The sequence below is a fragment of the Citrobacter sp. 506 genome, assembly GCF_050434985.1.
Lineage (GTDB): Bacteria > Pseudomonadota > Gammaproteobacteria > Enterobacterales > Enterobacteriaceae > Citrobacter > Citrobacter braakii.
Genome location: NZ_JBNDJN010000003.1, coordinates 235,796 through 251,560 on the forward strand (window position 1 = coordinate 235,796; position 15,765 = coordinate 251,560).

Consider the following 15,765-nt stretch of genomic DNA (forward strand, 5'->3'; position numbering starts at 1 on the left):
CGGGTTCTGGAGTTCACGATGACAACGACAATTGCCAATAGCAACCTGCCGGTTGCTCGCCCTGCATGGGACAGCTCGCGCCTGCAATCCCGCATTGTTCACCTGGGATGCGGCGCATTTCACCGCGCGCATCAGGCGCTGTACACCCATCATCTGCTGGAAACCACCGACAGCGACTGGGGGATCTGTGAAGTTAACCTGATGCCGGGTAACGACCGCGTCCTGATTGAAAACCTGCGCAAACAGCAACTGCTGTATACCGTGGCGGAAAAAGGCGCGGACAACACCGTGCTGAAAGTGATTGGCTCGATGAAAGAAGCGTTGCACCCGGAGCTTGACGGCTGTGATGGTATTTTACAGGCTATGGCGCGCCCGCAGACGGCAATTGTCTCGCTGACGGTCACGGAAAAAGGCTACTGCACTGATGCTGCCAGCGGTCAGTTAGATCTCAATAACCCGCTGATTAAACACGATCTGGCGAATCCAGGCACGCCGAAATCGGCGATTGGTTACATCGTGCAGGCGCTGCATCTGCGTCGTGAGCAAGGGCTTGCGGCCTTTACCGTGATGTCTTGCGATAACGTGCGTGAAAATGGTCATGTGGCGAAAGTCGCGGTGCTGGGTCTGGCGCAGGCGCGCGACCCGCAGCTGGCGCAGTGGATTGAGGCTAACGCCACTTTCCCGTGCACCATGGTAGACCGCATTGTTCCGGCGGCGACGCCAGAAACGTTGCAAGAGATTGCCGACCAGTTGGGCGTGTACGATCCGTGTGCTATCGCCTGTGAGCCGTTCCGTCAGTGGGTTATCGAAGATAACTTTGTCAACGGTCGCCCTGACTGGGACAGCGTTGGTGCGCAGTTCGTTGCCGATGTGGTGCCGTTTGAAATGATGAAACTGCGTATGCTCAACGGCAGCCACTCTTTCCTCGCGTATTTGGGCTATCTCGGCGGCTATGAAACTATCGCTGATACCATGACAAATCCGGCGTACCGCAAAGCGGCGTTCGCGCTGATGATGCAGGAGCAAGCGCCGACGCTGTCGATGCCGGAAGGCACCGATCTTAACGCCTATGCGACGCTGCTCATTAAGCGTTTCAGCAACCCATCACTGCGTCACCGCACCTGGCAGATTGCGATGGACGGCAGCCAGAAATTGCCGCAGCGCCTGCTGGATCCGGTGCGTCTGCATCTGCAAAACGCCAGCGACTGGCGTCACCTGGCGCTGGGCGTGGCGGGCTGGATGCGCTACACCCGTGGCGTGGATGAACAGGGGCAGGCCATTGATGTTGTCGACCCCTTGCTGGCTGAGTTCCAGCGCATTAACCAACAGTTCCAGGGGGCCGAACGCGTGACGGCGCTGCTGGGGCTGAGCGGCATTTTTGGCCATGATCTGGCGGAAAACGCTGATTTTGTTGAGACAATTATCGCGACGTATCAACAGCTGTGTGAACACGGCGCACGTGAGTGCGTTGCGGCGTTAGGCGCTGACGCATAATCCCCGAAGTATGACGGGTCAATCAAAATGCTGATTTGGTTGACCCGTTTTCTGTTTTTGGCTTCCCGCAAATGCTATAGTTCAGGCGAAAAAACGTTTTTTGTAGGCTTGATAAGATGCGTCAGCGTCGCCATCAGCCAACGGCACAGGTGCCGGATGGCAGCGCATGTGCCTTATCCGGCCTACGGATCTGAATTGACGCATCTGACGGACATAACACGATGAAATCGAACACTTCTCAACAAAGACCCTACCAGGAAGTGGGTGCAATGATCCGCGATCTGATTGTCCAGACGCCGTACCAGCCCGGGGAGCGTTTGCCGCCGGAACGTGAAATTGCTGAGATGCTCAATGTCACTCGCACGGTGGTTCGCGAAGCGTTAATTATGCTGGAAATTAAAGGTTTGGTGGACGTGCGCCGCGGCGCCGGGATCTACGTACTCGACAATGCAGATGCGCAGACCATCGACAGTACGGATGTCAATCATTGCAATGACGCGGGCCCGTTTGAGCTGCTGCAGGCGCGACAGCTGCTGGAAAGCAATATCGCCGAATTCGCCGCGCTGCAGGCTACGCGTGAAGATATCGTTAAAATGCGCCAGGCGTTACAGCTGGAAGAGCGGGAGCTGGCCTCCAGCGAAGCGAACGGTTCTGAAAGCGGCGACATGCAGTTCCATCTCGCCATAGCCGAAGCCACGCATAACAGCATGCTGGTGGAGCTGTTTCGCCAGTCATGGCAGTGGCGTGAAAACAACCCGATGTGGATCCAGCTCCATAGCCACCTTGACGATACCCATTACCGTAAAGAGTGGATGGGGGACCACAAACAGATCCTGGCGGCATTAATCAAAAAGGATGCCCGCGCAGCCAAGCTGGCAATGTGGCAGCATCTGGAAAACGTCAAACAGCGCCTGCTGGAGTTTTCAAATGTTGATGACATCGACTTTGATGGTTATCTGTTTGATTCCTGGCCGCTGGATAAAGTTAACGCCTGATTTTCTTTCCTCTCCTATGCGGGCTGTTGCAGCCCGCGCGACACTTTTCAGCACAAAAGCTTATTGCATAACAACGCTTTTTTCTCGTCATGAACGTCACGTAAAAAAAGGTTTCCATCACCTCAGATGATGATTTTTCCTCCGTCGTTACGCGGTGAAAATTGATTTATATCAATTAAAAACAACTTATTTTTGCATGCGAAAAAATGCATTGTTTACCTTATTTTTACCTTTCCGTGCTTATTTTTAGACAAAATGGGTCTGTGTTAAGTGAGAATCAAACTGATTTCCGCGGTGGTCAGAGCGAGGCAGCCTGGAATAACAGTGCATAAAAACAGGCGCTTCACGGAAATGTAGACATTAATAACGGCACGTAACTTATTGGCTGTAATGATGTTTTGATTTGAGGTCATGTTTATTGTCAATAGTTCTGGCTTTTTTAATCAAATGAATAAAAGTGAATATATGTAAAGTTAAAATTACACATTATTCTATAATCAAGTTATCTTTCATTTGAAATGCTGTTCCAGTTTTTTGTCCGTTATTAACAGTTTCATTACTATTGTCACTGTATTTTGCCGTTGACATGTTTTTACACTGACTGCATATTTCATCGCCATAAGCGTGTTTGCGTTCAGGAGATGATAATGCCCTCTCGAGATTACCCCGATATTAGAAAGGCCAGGGGTACCCGTTCAAAAGATATGGTTCTTTTAAGTGCCCGTGTCGATACCTCTCTGTGGGAATATGTTCGTACGCTGGCATTTGAAACCCGTAAAAGTAAACAAGATATTATTGCCGAAGCAATAATGTTATATCGCTCTGTTAATGAGAGCGTAAACGAAGAATCTAAGTAATTACTCTCTGTTCGGGTTTTATTTAACCCAAAATGATATGTGTCTTGCCACTTTATTATTACCTTCATTGGTGTGTTAGAGGTTTTCCCCTTTTCCATAGGGGGCTTTTTTATGCGGGTATTCTGCCTTCATAACAAAGTTGATAGCAAAATTCACAATTAAAAGTGAGTAATAACATGAAAAAGTCAGCAGTGGCATTAGCTGTAATGGTATTAGGGGTAACCTCCGTTCATGCAGCGGAAATTTATAATAAAGATGGCAACAAACTGGATCTGTACGGCAAAGTAAAAGCGGTCCATTCCTGGACTGGCGGCACCGATGCCGACGGTACATACGCGCGTCTGGGTTTTCGCGGTGAGACACAAATCAACGATCAACTGACCGGTTATGGCCAATTTGAAAGTCAGTTTGATGCCTCTAAAGCAGAAGGTTCTCAGAATGGCGTCAATACACGTCTGGCGTTTGCTGGCCTGGATTATGGCCATGACGTTAGCTTTGACTACGGTCGTAACTACGGTATTGCTTACGACGTGGGAGCTTACACTGACACTCTTTCAGAGTTCGGCGGCGACTCCTTTGAAGATACTGACCGCTTCCTTACTACACGTACTGCTGGCGTTGCAACACTCCGCACCAAAAATCTGTTTGGAGCCGTTGATGGTCTGAACATTGGCGCGCAATACCAGGGCCAGGATGACACTAACATTAGCCCGGCAAAACAGCATGGCAATGGTTATGGCTTCTCCCTGGGTTATGACAATATTGCGGATTCCGGCATATCTGCGATTGCGGCCTACACCACCAGTGCGGTGACTGCTCTGCAGAAACGAAGCGGCTGGGATGGCGAAAACGCAGAGTTCTGGGGCGCGGGTCTGAAATATGATGCTAATGCCATCTACGTCGCGACCATGTACGGCGAGTCCCACAACCTGATTCAGGATGCGGATAAAGCTGAGCACTTTGAAGCAATGGCTGCGTATGTGTTTGATTTTGGTCTGCGTCCGAACGTGGGTTACGTTCACGCGCGTGACAACAACAATAATGACCTGACTGAATACGTAGCGTTGGGCACGGATTACTACTTCAACAAAAACATCGTGGCTGATGTGGGTTACAAAATTAACCTGCTCGACGGCAAAGACGACGACAACCAGGTTGTTGCAGGTCTGACCTATCAGTTCTAATTTGTTTTACTAGCATAAAAGGCGTCTTAGTTAAGACGCCTTTTTTACCTCTGCCGTGTTTAAACTGGCTGACTCTCTTTCACCTGTCCACCGCTAAACAGCCATTGCCAGATGCTCACTTTTACCCATGCGACCACGCAGAGAATCAGGTAAAAAAGTGGATTATGCGTAATGGTAACGTACATGACCTCCATTAAATCCACATGCAAATTACCGGCAATTGCCATATTGATAACAAAAATTGAGGCTACCGCGCTGGCCAGTAAAATAAATACGGCCTGAAGCTGGGTTATCTCTGGTAACCTGCCAGAGGCCCATTGCCATAAAAATGTTGTTGTTAACAGGAATATAAGAAACAATCCTAACGCGCCAAACAGGCCAAAGTCTTTATAATCTTTTAGCGTGCCAATTAAACCCACCAAAATAATTAACCCCAGTAGTATTTTTTTAAACCATGACATGTACTTTTCCCGAAGATAGTGTTGATGCTGAGTTAATATGTCCATTTTTACGCATTTTAAATTGAGTTTATAAATGAACAGCCGGGGATTATAAATTGTCTGGCGGGTAATTGCCGATTATTTGTGGTTTATTAAATGTTGACTTTTGATTGCGGACTAATCCTAAGATACCTGTTTATAAGGTTGTCGATTATACCCTTTTGGGGGAGGCGAAACGCTGTTTGTATAATTGTGCGAGGCTGATGAGTGCCGCAATAAACAAGGCGACGGCACCGCATAGCGTGGCGTTAACGATCGCTTGAGCGCCGCTTCCCAGCAGGCTGGTTAAGAGTGGCCCGAGTATTTGCCCAATGCCGTAAGTCAGGGTGACCAGGCCCAGCAGATTAATATTGCGCGGTACGCAAAGTTGACGGGCGAGCGGCATGACCAGCGAAGTGGTCCCCATAAACGTTGCGCCAAAACCCACGCTGCTTATCACCAGCAGCGGCAAGGAGTCGCTGGCGAGCGTCATGACCACGCAAGCGCTTTGGATCAGTAAATTCGCCGTCAGGCATTGCAACACCCCCCAGCGTCGGGCAGCCCACAGCCAGGCGAAACAACCCGGAATAATCGATATGCCGACCAACGACCAGAGATGGGCCGTCAGCAGCGGCGACCCGGCACTTTTCGCCATCAGTGGCAGGTATGTAGCGACAATGATGTAGCCAAATCCGGCTAATCCATACAGTAGCGCCAGCAGCCACCAGGACATAGGCTGATGCTCTGTTTTTACCGGTGCTGCGGCGGGGAGCGCATGGTCGCGAGATGGCAAGAGCATAACGAGTAGCACAAAGAACAGCGCGGAGGCTGCCGCTGCCCCCAGCCAGAGCGTGTGCGATGACAGCGCAAAATGCAGACCGCTGATGACATATTCATTGCCCAGCAAAATGCCTGCGCCAACTCCGGAGAACAACGCCGCGATCACGAAGGGATGCCGGGTATGATGCAGGACGATCATCGAACCAAAGATCATCATACCGGCACTGGCGACGCCTGCCAGAAAACGGATCAGCATCACCAGCGTGGGCTGCTTAACGCTTGCCATTGCCAGAATCAATCCTGCGGTAGCGAGCGCAGAAGTTAACAACATCGGGCGTAAACGTGAGGGAAGATGGAAGAGCCCGAAGGAGAAGAGCAGGCTTCCCGCCAGATATCCGGCGTAGTTGGCGCTGGCAATCCAGGAGAGCTGGTCAAACGTAAACTGACCTTCCGACAGCAGTACCGGGAGCATCGGCGTATACAGAAAGCGTCCAATTCCCATGCCCAGCGTTAAGACCAGCATGCCAAAGAGCGCGACGCTGATGGCATGACGATTTGAATCGGGGCTTCCCTGGGACATACGGACTCTCATTTCACGCTGTTAGTTTGATGATTGTTATATTACATGTGCAAATGATAATAAAAAGTAAAATAAAAACAGGGATTTTACTTTCTCCTTAAAAATTCGCCAGCGTCAGCAGGGAAGGAATTTGCGACAACAGATATAACACCAGCCCAATAGAACCGCCGACCAGCGTGCCGTTGATGCGGATAAACTGTAAATCTTTACCGATGTTTAGCTCAATTTGCTGCGACATATCGTGCGCATCCCAGCTTTTCACCGTGTCGCTGATGTGGCGCGTCAGGAAGGTGGCGAACTCCGGCGCAACTTTATACGCGGCCTGCTCCAGATGCCCATTCAGTGAGGCGCGCAGGGCGCTGTCGGCAACCAGTGTTTCGCCGAACCACTGTCCGGCGCTGGCGATGCGCTGCTTCACGCGCGAATCGTCAGCGTTAATGTCGGCTTTCACCCACTGGCGCAGGTCTGCCCACAGTTCGCCAAGATAACGGTTGAAGGCTTCGTCTTCCTTCAGATAGTTTTTCATGCTTTCGGCCCGCACGGCCATCTCCGGATCGTGTTTGAGCTTATCGATTAGCTTAAACGTGGCGCGATCGAAGGCGTGGCGGATCTGATGCGCCCGATCGTGGCTGATGTCATCCAGTAAGGAATTAACGGCATCAGACACCAGTTCGGCGCTGTGCTCGCCCAGCCATTCAGTCGGCAGGATCTTCGCTTTCAGCGGATGCTCGGTCTCCAGCCAGTGCACGATCTGTCGGGCGATAAACGCCCGCGAGCTGTCGCGCTGGAGCAGGGCGATAAGTTGGGCGATCAATGTGTCGAGCAACACCTGATGGCGATTGTTTTTGGTCATGCTTTCCAGCATCAGCGCGCTGGTACCGGAGAGATCGACCTTGTCGATGGCTTTGTGCACCGCCCGCTTGATCAGCCGCTGAATGCGGGCGTCGTCGGTGAGTTCGAGAAAACCGCTCATTATTTGCAGCAGATGCTGGCCAATTCGCTGGGCGTTTTCCGGCTGGCTGAACCAGTTACCGATCAACAACGCCGGTTCATGGCGGCGGATCAGGGCGATCAGGGACTGGGTGTCGAGAAATTTTTCCTGCACAAACTGACCGAGATTCTCCCCGATCCGATCCTTATTGCGCGGGATAATCGCCGTATGTTGCGAGATGAACGGGATTGGTACCCGACGAAAAAGCGCCACCACGGCGAACCAGTCCGCCAGCGCGCCGACCATCGCCGCTTCGGCGATCGCTTTGATCCCGAGCACCCAGAAGTTAGGCGGCAGAAACAGCGTGATGACGAAGGTAGCGGCGGCAATCAGCAGCAATGAGAGCGCCAGTCGCTTGGCGCGTTTGAGTTCAGCAATTTTATTCATAGGCTTAAGGATAGAGCCAGACGGGGGGATCGCGCAAAAAATGTGGAGCGCCTCCCATTTTCAGACGAGCAAAGCTTACTCCGGGATCCAGTTGTCCCAGGCGGGTAAGGGGCCGAGTTCCGCCACCAGAAAATCGATAAACGATCGCACCTTCGGATTGCTGTACTTACTGGGAAAATAGAGCGCATACAGGGCGTGGGTTTCGCAGGTGATGGTGCCGTCGAGCATCAGCGGCGTTATCTCTTCTTTTTGAATATGATCGCCAATCAGATAGGTGGGCAAATACGCCACTCCCTGATCTTCTAACACCGATTTCAGCAATACCAGACTGCTGTTGGCCTGGATTGGCATATGCAGTTTTAACTGATGCAGACGATCCTGTTCATCCGCCACCTTCAGCACCGGCGTGAGACCTGGGTAAACCAGGCAATCATGATTGACCAGATCGCTACGACGCTGGGGCATGCCTTTTTTGGCAAGGTAGCCGGGTGAGGCGCAGTACGCCCAGCGGACAGGCACCAGCTTGCGCATTGCGTAGTTCTGCGGTGGTGCGGTGGAGATTCGCAGGGCGATGTCGAAATCTGTTTCGTTCAGATTCACGAAGTTATCGTTGAGATCGATATACAGATTCACATCTGGGAACTGGGAACGATATTTATCCACCAGGTTCACCAGCCGGGAATAACCAAACGCAATTGAGCAGGTTATGCGTAATTCACCCTGCGGGCTGTGGTAATAACCGGAGGTGGTATTCAGCGTTTCATCGAATTCTTTCAAAAGCTTATTGGCGCGGTTAAAGAGATATTGCCCGGCATCGGTCAGGGTAATACTGCGGGTGGTACGTTTAATTAATGTCGTGCCTAACGTATCTTCCATTGCCGCCAGGCTTTTGCTGACCGCAGATGGCGAGACGTTGAGCTGCACCGCGGCTTCTGATAATCCTCCGCAGTCGACGATTTTAATGAAAAACTCCAGATGCTTGAGTGAAATCGGCGTACTCATAGTTTCCTTTTATTCACAAGTGATTTGCAAAAACGGTACGAATAGGCCGTTACATTCGCGTTTTAAACATGCAACTATTGAATCACAGGAAACAACTTGCTGGCAAAATGAAAAAATAACAACTTAGGTGAGTTACGTCACAAAATAAAAGGAGGCGAAACGGAAACTCATCACATTGTGAATTTAATCTCATTAAATATTATTCTAAAGGTACCGATTATGTGGTCACGACTCGAACCCTACAGATCGTCGATTATTTTATTAGTTGCTCTGGTGATTGGCGGCTTATTAGGTATTTATGCCCCCTCGTTTGCAAGTAAACTCCAGCCAATCGGCCAGATATTCTTAAATCTTCTATTTATGATTATTGTGCCGCTGGTGGGGATCAGCGTCATGTCTTCGATCGCCAGTATGACCGACCTGAAAAGGCTGGGGCGCATTATGGCGATTATCTTTATTGTTTCGATCGCAATGGCCTTTATTCCGGCTGCCGGGATCGTTGCGCTGGCGCTATGGTATAACCCGGCGCAGGGCGTCACTATCGATCTTTCGCAGTCGGTGCAGGCGGGCAGCGGTAAGATGGATTTTGTCAGCATGATCACGACCAGCGACTTTATCGGACTGTTTTCTAAGTCCAATATTCTGGCGCTGATTGTGATGGCGATTATTGCTGGTGTGGCGATTGGTCAATCGGATCAGGCCGGTAAGCGCATTGCGTCGCTGCTGGAAGATGCCAATACCGTGATCATGAAGATCGTCTCGATCATTATGAAGGTCGCACCGATTGGCCTGGGCTGCTATTTCGCTGCCACTATGGCCAGTCAGGACTCTGCACTGCTGTTAACCTTTGCTCGCGCCATCGGCCTGTTCATGGTGGCCACGCTGGTCTACTTTGTTTTTGGCTCGATTCTCTATTCGTATATTGGCGGCGGTATTCCGGCGGTCAAAGCCTTCTGGCGTAATGCGATTGAACCGTCTGCGACTGCGCTGGGAACCTGCTCTTCGCTGGGGACTCTCCCGGTAACGCTGCGTGCCGGTAAGGCGATGGGGATTAACCCGGAAATCGTTGATGTCTCCATTCCGCTACTGGTTAACCTGAACAAAGGTGGCGTGGCGATGATTGCCGCGCTGAAAATTGTCTTTATCTATTCCGTGCTGGGCATGGAGTTCACCACCGAGACCTTCTTCCTGACCATGCTGATTGCGGTGCTCTCCGCCATTATCGTCGGCGGCGTACCGGGCGGGGCATTCCTCGGTGAAATCTTTATCGTCACTACGCTGGGCCTGCCAATGGAAGCGATCCCGATGTTGGTAGTGCTGGGCACGATTACCGATGCGCCTGCCACACTGATTAACGTTATCCATGATTTGAATGCGGCGCAGATTGTTGAACGGTTCGCTGGAAAAAAGCAGACCAACACTGAAATAAACTCTACTGCTGCGGTGGTATAGGTTTCACACGGATTAAGAACAGGAGATGTTATGAAAGACGTAATGAAGCTTGAGACGCAATTGGTTGTTGCGGGTCGCGACAAACGCTACACCCAGGGAGCGGTGAATCCGGTTATCCAGCGCGCCTCTTCGCTGGTGTTTGATACCGTGAAAGACAAAAAATTTGCCACCGCCAATCGCGCAAATGGCGAGCTGTTTTACGGTCGTCGCGGAACCTACACCCACTTTGCCTTCCAGAAGGCAATGAGCGAACTGGAAGGCGGCGTTGGCTGCGCGCTTTACCCGTGCGGCGCTGCGGCGGTGACCAATGCGATTCTGGCGTTTGTCCAGGGTGGCGATCATATTTTGATGACGGGCGCGGCCTACGAGCCAACCCAGGATTTTTGCAATAAGATCCTGAGTAAATTCAATGTGGAAACAACGTATTACGATCCGTTGATTGGTGCTGGTATCGTTGATCTTCTGCGTCCGGAAACGAAAGTTGTATTCCTCGAATCGCCAAGTTCGATCACCATGGAAGTCCAGGATGTACCGGGGATGGTGAAAGCTATCCGCGCGGTTAATCCGGAGATTGTCATTATGATCGACAACACCTGGGCGGCGGGCGTACTGTTCAAAGCGCTGGAATATGGCGTGGATATTTCCATTCAGGCGGGAACGAAGTACACCATCGGTCATTCGGACGGCATGCTGGGCACGGCGGTGTCCAACGCGCGTTGTTGGGATCGTCTACGCGAGAACTCCTATTTGATGGGACAAACGCTGGATGCCGATACGGCCTACAACGGCAGCCGTGGATTGCGCACCCTAGCGGTACGTCTTAAGCAGCATCAGGAGAGCAGCATCCATATTGCCCGCTGGCTGTCGGCAAGGCCGGAAGTGGCGCGGGTGAATCATCCGGCATTACCGGAATGCCCGGGGCACGAGTATTTTCAGCGTGACTTTGCCGGAAGCTCAGGCCTGTTCTCGTTTGTGCTGAAAAAGAGACTGACCGACGAGCAGATGGCGAATTTCCTCGATAACTTCTCGCTGTTCCATATGGCCTATTCGTGGGGCGGATTTGAGTCGCTTATTCTGGCGAATCAGCCAGAAGAGCTGAACAGCATTCGCCCAGCCGGAGAGGTGGATTTCAGCGGCACCCTGGTCAGGGTGCATATTGGCCTTGAGGATATTGGCGACCTGATTGCCGATCTGGAAGCAGGGTTTGCGCGCATTGCTTAAGATAATGTGATGGTTGCCGGATGCGGCGCAGGCGCCTTATCCGGCCTATCACTACGACATAGGCCGGATAAGCGTCAGTGCCATCCGGCAGGTTAGTTTTCAGTGGCTAACGTTGTTGTTTCATGCTGGCGAACCCGTTTCAGTAAGCCTGCCAGGGTAAAGACGACAGCAATACCCGCCGCAACCGCCAACAGATGAAACGAAATCCTGCCGCCGTTAAACCACAGCCAACGTCCGATTTCGACAGAAACCGCCATCACCGTCAGGATGACCATATTCAGCGACGCCGAGACCGTACCCTTCGGTAAGTTGTTGGAAAACAGCGTAAAGCGGAACAGCGTCGGAAAGATCATACCAATGCCAAACGCATACAGGCTGGTTCCCAGCACCGACCACAACCAGACGTGCGGCCACAGCAAATTGCCGGCAATCAGCACCGCCAGTCCGCTCAGTTGAATGGGTGCCGCCCGCCAGATAAAGCGTGGCTGGGTTGGATCCTTCACAAAACGAACAACCACCATATTGGCGACGATCACCGCGCCAAACACCGGTGCCTGCGCCCAGGCGAACTCTGATGTGCTCAAACCGCCAGCGTCGATCAGGATCACCGGCGAGACCGCCACCCAGCTCATCATCGGGATATAGCTTAACGACAGCGTGGCTGCGCCAAACAAGAACACCCGGTTACGGAAAACCTCGCGGAAATCACGCAGTACGCCGCGTGCACTGAACGGCACCGCGCCGCGCTTAACGGTTTCCGGCATTGCTAACGCTAGCCCAATCAGGGCGATAAGCCCCATGGCGGCGATAATGGCGAACAGGACTTTCCAGTGTACAAAGTGCATCAGCGCTGCGCCGGAGAGCGGGCCGATAACTGGCGCAACCAGCACAATGGAGGTGATTATCGCCATTAACTTTATGGCCTTCGTTTGCCCAAACGCCTCCTGAACCGTGACATAGCCAACGGTAGCGATAAAGCAGATGCTGGTGCCCTGTACAAATCGGGCGACCAGAAATTGCGTCATTGAGGTGGTCAATAGCGTGGCAGCGCAGGCGAGCGTAAAAATTAACGCCCCCGCAATCAGCACCGGTCGACGGCCAATCCGGTCGGAGAGCGGTCCCAGCAGCCATTGCAGCGCCATGCCGCCAGCCAGATAGAGGCTCACCGCAGCGGGGGCCAGGCTGACGTCGGCGTTGAAATCACGCACCACATTGATGATGCCTGGCTGGATCAGGTCCGTCGACAGATAAGCGGCGAAGTCATATAAAATCAACGCGACAGGAAAAAATAGCGTCGTGGTGCGTTGGGAGAAAAACGCGAGAATCCGTTGCATAAAACAGCTCCTTTTCGGGAGAAAACCCTCAACGGGAATAGCGAAATTCAATACCGTCTTTGAGACGTCAGACCGATGACAGAAAAAAGCAGACTGCAAATGTACTGAATTTCATGTAATCAAAAACGCTGCCTGCGCGAGGCGCAAACAGGAGAAACGTTTTCAGACTCGGGTCAGAAAACGTAACGATTACAGGTAACAATCAGCACATCGCACCTCGGGAAGAATTGGTTGAATGGATAATAGCCACCCAAAGTGTAATGCGGATTGGATATTAATTAAACGAGTTTATCCGCTTTATTTGCAGAAAATCGTCACGCTTATCAGAAAGTGACGCTCTGCAGAAAACGCAGCGCGATCGCACTGCCGAAGACGATCAGCACGCCGCCGGCGATACGCTCAATCCACACGATCCCTCTGGTTAACCGTCGCTGGATCTGCGGTAAGCCGATGAACATCACGATCAGCAGATCCCAGAACAACACCACGCTGGTCATCCAGATCCCGCTCATGGTTTGTTGCAGCAGCGTCACCGACGGGCCGAGCAGGGCGGTCATTAGCGCCAGATAGAACAGCGCATTTTTTGGGTTGAGCAGCGACGAACCTAATCCCAGCAGCAGCTGTTTGCCAAATCCTGGACAGGTAGACTGGGCGTCTGCTCCGGTCAGGGTTTGCGGGCGGCTGCGTATCAGTAGGCTGCCAATCCATAATAAATAGAGCGCGCCCAGCAGCTCAATAACCGTAAACAGCAGGGGAAGCTGGCGCAGGATCCCCCAACCAATAATCGCCAGCAGGATATACAGCCCGTTGCCGATGGCGATCCCCACGCACAGCCCAGCGCTGCCGCGCATCCGGTAACGTACGGCGTAACCGACCAGTAAAAAGAAGTCCGGCCCTGGGCTGAGTAGTGCAACAAAATGCGCCAGCGCCAGCGCGGGAAAAGCAGACGGAAAAAGTTCAGCAAGCAGCGACATAGCGACCTCAGAAAATGAAACAGAGATCAGCGTACGCCTGACGCAACGCTAATTATTGTCTGATATTGATCGTCCCAGTGCGTACTGGCGCGGTGTGGCTGCTGTGTAGCGAACAAAGGTGCGATGGAAATGGCTCTGGTCGGCAAACCCGCTCTGGTAGCCGACATCGACAATCTCGTCCCCGGCCCGTAGCCGCTGACGGGCATAGTCAATCCTCACGATGTTCAGATAATTTCCCGGCGTCAGCCCGGTGTCCTGCTTAAAGGTCCGAATCAGCGTCTCTTTACGCATGTGACACTCATCTGCCAGCTCATCCAGCGAGGGTGGGGAGAGCAGACTGGACTGCAACCGCTCGCGCAGATACTGGCTGGTGACGCTTAGGTTTTCCGGTGTTACCGACTGCAATGGCAGCGAGCGCAGCAATGCTTGTGCGGCATCAGTTATCTGCGTCGTTTGCCGTTGCGGCATGAGCGCCACAAGGTGCATGTAGCACTGGAATAATTGCGGATCGCGGATAACAGGAGTGCGCGTACAAAGCCGTTGATTGCTGTTCAGCGCAGACAGATGGGCAAGACACCACCGGGCATCAAGATAAAGCATGTGATAGCTGCGAAATTGCCCGTTGACGGGATTACAGCTGTGAGGTGCCAGTGGTGGGATCACAATGAGATCGCCCACCTTCAGATGGTATTCCTTGTCATCGCACAGGCAGCAGGTTCCTCCCTCGAGAATTGCCCCAATCGAGAGCTGAGAGTGGTGATGGCGCTTATAGGCCTGCTTGCTGCGCCAGGTGCTGCGCAGCTCCAGCCACGGCAGTTGCTCATCACGCCAGAACGATTGTGGAATATCCCGGGTATGCGTCACATCGTGTCCTCCATGAAAGTGATGATTTGTTATAGCACAGGCCCTGCGGTGAAAAAGCGGGAATGTGCATTGAGGTCGTGATTCTGCGTGATACGTTCCAGACAAATGCAGACGTTACAAAGGGGCGTTTTTATCCCGGAAATCGCCTCGCAAAGAGAGAACGTTACAGGTGAGAGTGTGGTTTACCAGCGCTACAGTCACGGCATCTTATTTCCAGGTGATGGATCGCCATGAACAAAGCACCGACTTCCACCCCGCATGATGCGGTCTTTAAAACGTTTTTGCGCCACCCTGAGACAGCTCGGGATTTTCTACAAATACATCTTCCCGCTTCGCTGCGCGACCTTTGCGATTTTCAGACGCTGAAACTCAAGCCGGATAGTTTCATTGAAGAGGATTTACGTGCGCACTATTCCGATGTGTTGTGGTCCGTGAAAACGACGGAAGGTGATGGCTATGTTTATGTGGTGATTGAACACCAAAGCACACCGGATGCGCATATGGCATTCAGGTTGATGCGTTACGCGGTAGCGGCCATGCAGAAGCATTTAGATGCCGGGCATCAGCAATTACCGCTGGTGGTGCCGATGTTGTTCTATCACGGTGCGAAAAGCCCATATCCTTATTCCCTATGCTGGCTGGACGAGTTTGCCAACCCGAAGCTGGCTCGTCAGCTGTATGCTGTGGCGTTTCCGCTGGTGGATATTACGGTTATCCCGGATGACGAAATTGTGCATCATCGACGTATGGCGCTGCTGGAGTTAATCCAAAAACATATTCGTCAGCGCGACCTTATGGGGCTGGTCGAGCAAATTGTTTCCCTGCTACTTACCGGACTGACTAATGACAGCCAGATAAAGACGCTGTTTAATTATATTTTACGAACTGGCGATGCACCTCGATTCAGTGAGTTTATTCGTGAGGTTGCCGAACGTTCACCGCAGCATAAGGAGCACTTGATGACGATCGCCGACAGATTGCATGAGGCAGGGCTACAAAAAGGCAGGCTGGAAGGGTTACAGGAAGGACGACAAGAAGGGCTTATAGAAGGGCGACTTGATGAGGCGCTCCGTATTGCCCACACCATGCTGGCAGACGGTATTGATATCTGCACGGTACAAAAAATTACCCGGCTTTCCGCAGAAGATATTCAGGGTTTAAGTCATTAGAT

At 52.0% G+C, this 15,765-nt stretch carries 14 protein-coding genes; 7 read left to right on the forward strand and 7 right to left on the reverse strand.

The window, feature by feature from the left end; all coding sequences use genetic code 11:
* Nucleotides 1-18 precede the first annotated feature (18 nt).
* From ABIE10_RS14100 to ABIE10_RS14115, 4 genes are all read left to right on the forward strand, one after another.
* Nucleotides 19-1,494: a fructuronate reductase gene (locus ABIE10_RS14100; protein WP_429156082.1), complete on the forward strand. Its 1,476-nt coding sequence runs from the start codon at nucleotides 19-21 to the stop codon at nucleotides 1,492-1,494.
* Nucleotides 1,495-1,715: 221 nt separating this feature from the next.
* Nucleotides 1,716-2,489: a Uxu operon transcriptional regulator gene (gene uxuR / locus ABIE10_RS14105; protein ID WP_029139754.1), complete on the forward strand. Its 774-nt coding sequence runs from the start codon at nucleotides 1,716-1,718 to the stop codon at nucleotides 2,487-2,489.
* 647 nt (nucleotides 2,490-3,136) lie between these two features.
* Nucleotides 3,137-3,346 carry a hypothetical protein gene (locus tag ABIE10_RS14110; protein ID WP_016151558.1) on the forward strand — a complete coding sequence of 70 codons (210 nt, stop codon included), beginning with the start codon at nucleotides 3,137-3,139 and terminating at the stop codon, nucleotides 3,344-3,346.
* Nucleotides 3,347-3,522: 176 nt separating this feature from the next.
* Nucleotides 3,523-4,530, forward strand: coding sequence for a porin (locus tag ABIE10_RS14115; RefSeq protein ID WP_429156084.1), 1,008 nt, complete (start codon nucleotides 3,523-3,525; stop codon nucleotides 4,528-4,530).
* 59 nt (nucleotides 4,531-4,589) lie between these two features.
* On the opposite strand, the gene ABIE10_RS14120 is transcribed toward ABIE10_RS14115, so the two are convergent.
* From ABIE10_RS14120 to ABIE10_RS14135, 4 genes are all read right to left on the reverse strand, one after another.
* The gene (locus ABIE10_RS14120; protein ID WP_279263595.1) at nucleotides 4,590-4,991 is read right to left on the reverse strand and encodes a hypothetical protein; all 402 of its coding nucleotides are present in this window, start codon (nucleotides 4,989-4,991) and stop codon (nucleotides 4,590-4,592) included.
* Between the two features lie 190 nt (nucleotides 4,992-5,181).
* Entirely contained in the window at nucleotides 5,182-6,369 is a 1,188-nt protein-coding gene (locus tag ABIE10_RS14125; RefSeq protein WP_429156086.1) for an MFS transporter, read from the reverse strand.
* Nucleotides 6,370-6,466: 97 nt separating this feature from the next.
* Complete coding sequence (locus ABIE10_RS14130) at nucleotides 6,467-7,747, reverse strand: DUF445 domain-containing protein (protein WP_279263593.1); 1,281 nt, start codon at nucleotides 7,745-7,747, stop codon at nucleotides 6,467-6,469.
* Between the two features lie 75 nt (nucleotides 7,748-7,822).
* Nucleotides 7,823-8,749 carry a LysR family transcriptional regulator gene (locus tag ABIE10_RS14135; RefSeq protein ID WP_200080220.1) on the reverse strand — a complete coding sequence of 309 codons (927 nt, stop codon included), beginning with the start codon at nucleotides 8,747-8,749 and terminating at the stop codon, nucleotides 7,823-7,825.
* A 219-nt stretch (nucleotides 8,750-8,968) separates the two neighbouring features.
* Here ABIE10_RS14135 and ABIE10_RS14140 point away from each other — a divergent pair, with 219 nt between their 5' ends.
* Both ABIE10_RS14140 and metC read left to right on the forward strand, forming a co-directional pair.
* Nucleotides 8,969-10,201, forward strand: coding sequence for a dicarboxylate/amino acid:cation symporter (locus tag ABIE10_RS14140; RefSeq protein WP_003019196.1), 1,233 nt, complete (start codon nucleotides 8,969-8,971; stop codon nucleotides 10,199-10,201).
* Nucleotides 10,202-10,231: 30 nt separating this feature from the next.
* The gene (gene metC, locus ABIE10_RS14145) at nucleotides 10,232-11,422 is read left to right on the forward strand and encodes a cystathionine beta-lyase (RefSeq protein ID WP_049282575.1); all 1,191 of its coding nucleotides are present in this window, start codon (nucleotides 10,232-10,234) and stop codon (nucleotides 11,420-11,422) included.
* A gap of 92 nt (nucleotides 11,423-11,514) precedes the next feature.
* On the opposite strand, the gene mdtM is transcribed toward metC, so the two are convergent.
* The 3 genes from mdtM to ABIE10_RS14160 form a co-directional block, all read right to left on the reverse strand.
* Nucleotides 11,515-12,756, reverse strand: a complete 1,242-nt coding sequence (gene mdtM, locus ABIE10_RS14150) for a multidrug efflux MFS transporter MdtM (protein WP_429156089.1) — start codon at nucleotides 12,754-12,756, stop codon at nucleotides 11,515-11,517.
* Nucleotides 12,757-13,079: 323 nt separating this feature from the next.
* A complete protein-coding gene (locus tag ABIE10_RS14155) occupies nucleotides 13,080-13,730 on the reverse strand; it encodes a LysE family translocator (RefSeq protein ID WP_046275092.1) in 651 nt (216 codons plus the stop codon).
* Between the two features lie 48 nt (nucleotides 13,731-13,778).
* A complete protein-coding gene (locus ABIE10_RS14160; RefSeq protein ID WP_200046611.1) occupies nucleotides 13,779-14,594 on the reverse strand; it encodes a helix-turn-helix transcriptional regulator in 816 nt (271 codons plus the stop codon).
* A gap of 230 nt (nucleotides 14,595-14,824) precedes the next feature.
* Here ABIE10_RS14160 and ABIE10_RS14165 point away from each other — a divergent pair, with 230 nt between their 5' ends.
* Complete coding sequence (locus tag ABIE10_RS14165; protein ID WP_153689756.1) at nucleotides 14,825-15,763, forward strand: Rpn family recombination-promoting nuclease/putative transposase; 939 nt, start codon at nucleotides 14,825-14,827, stop codon at nucleotides 15,761-15,763.
* Nucleotides 15,764-15,765: the final 2 nt, after the last annotated feature.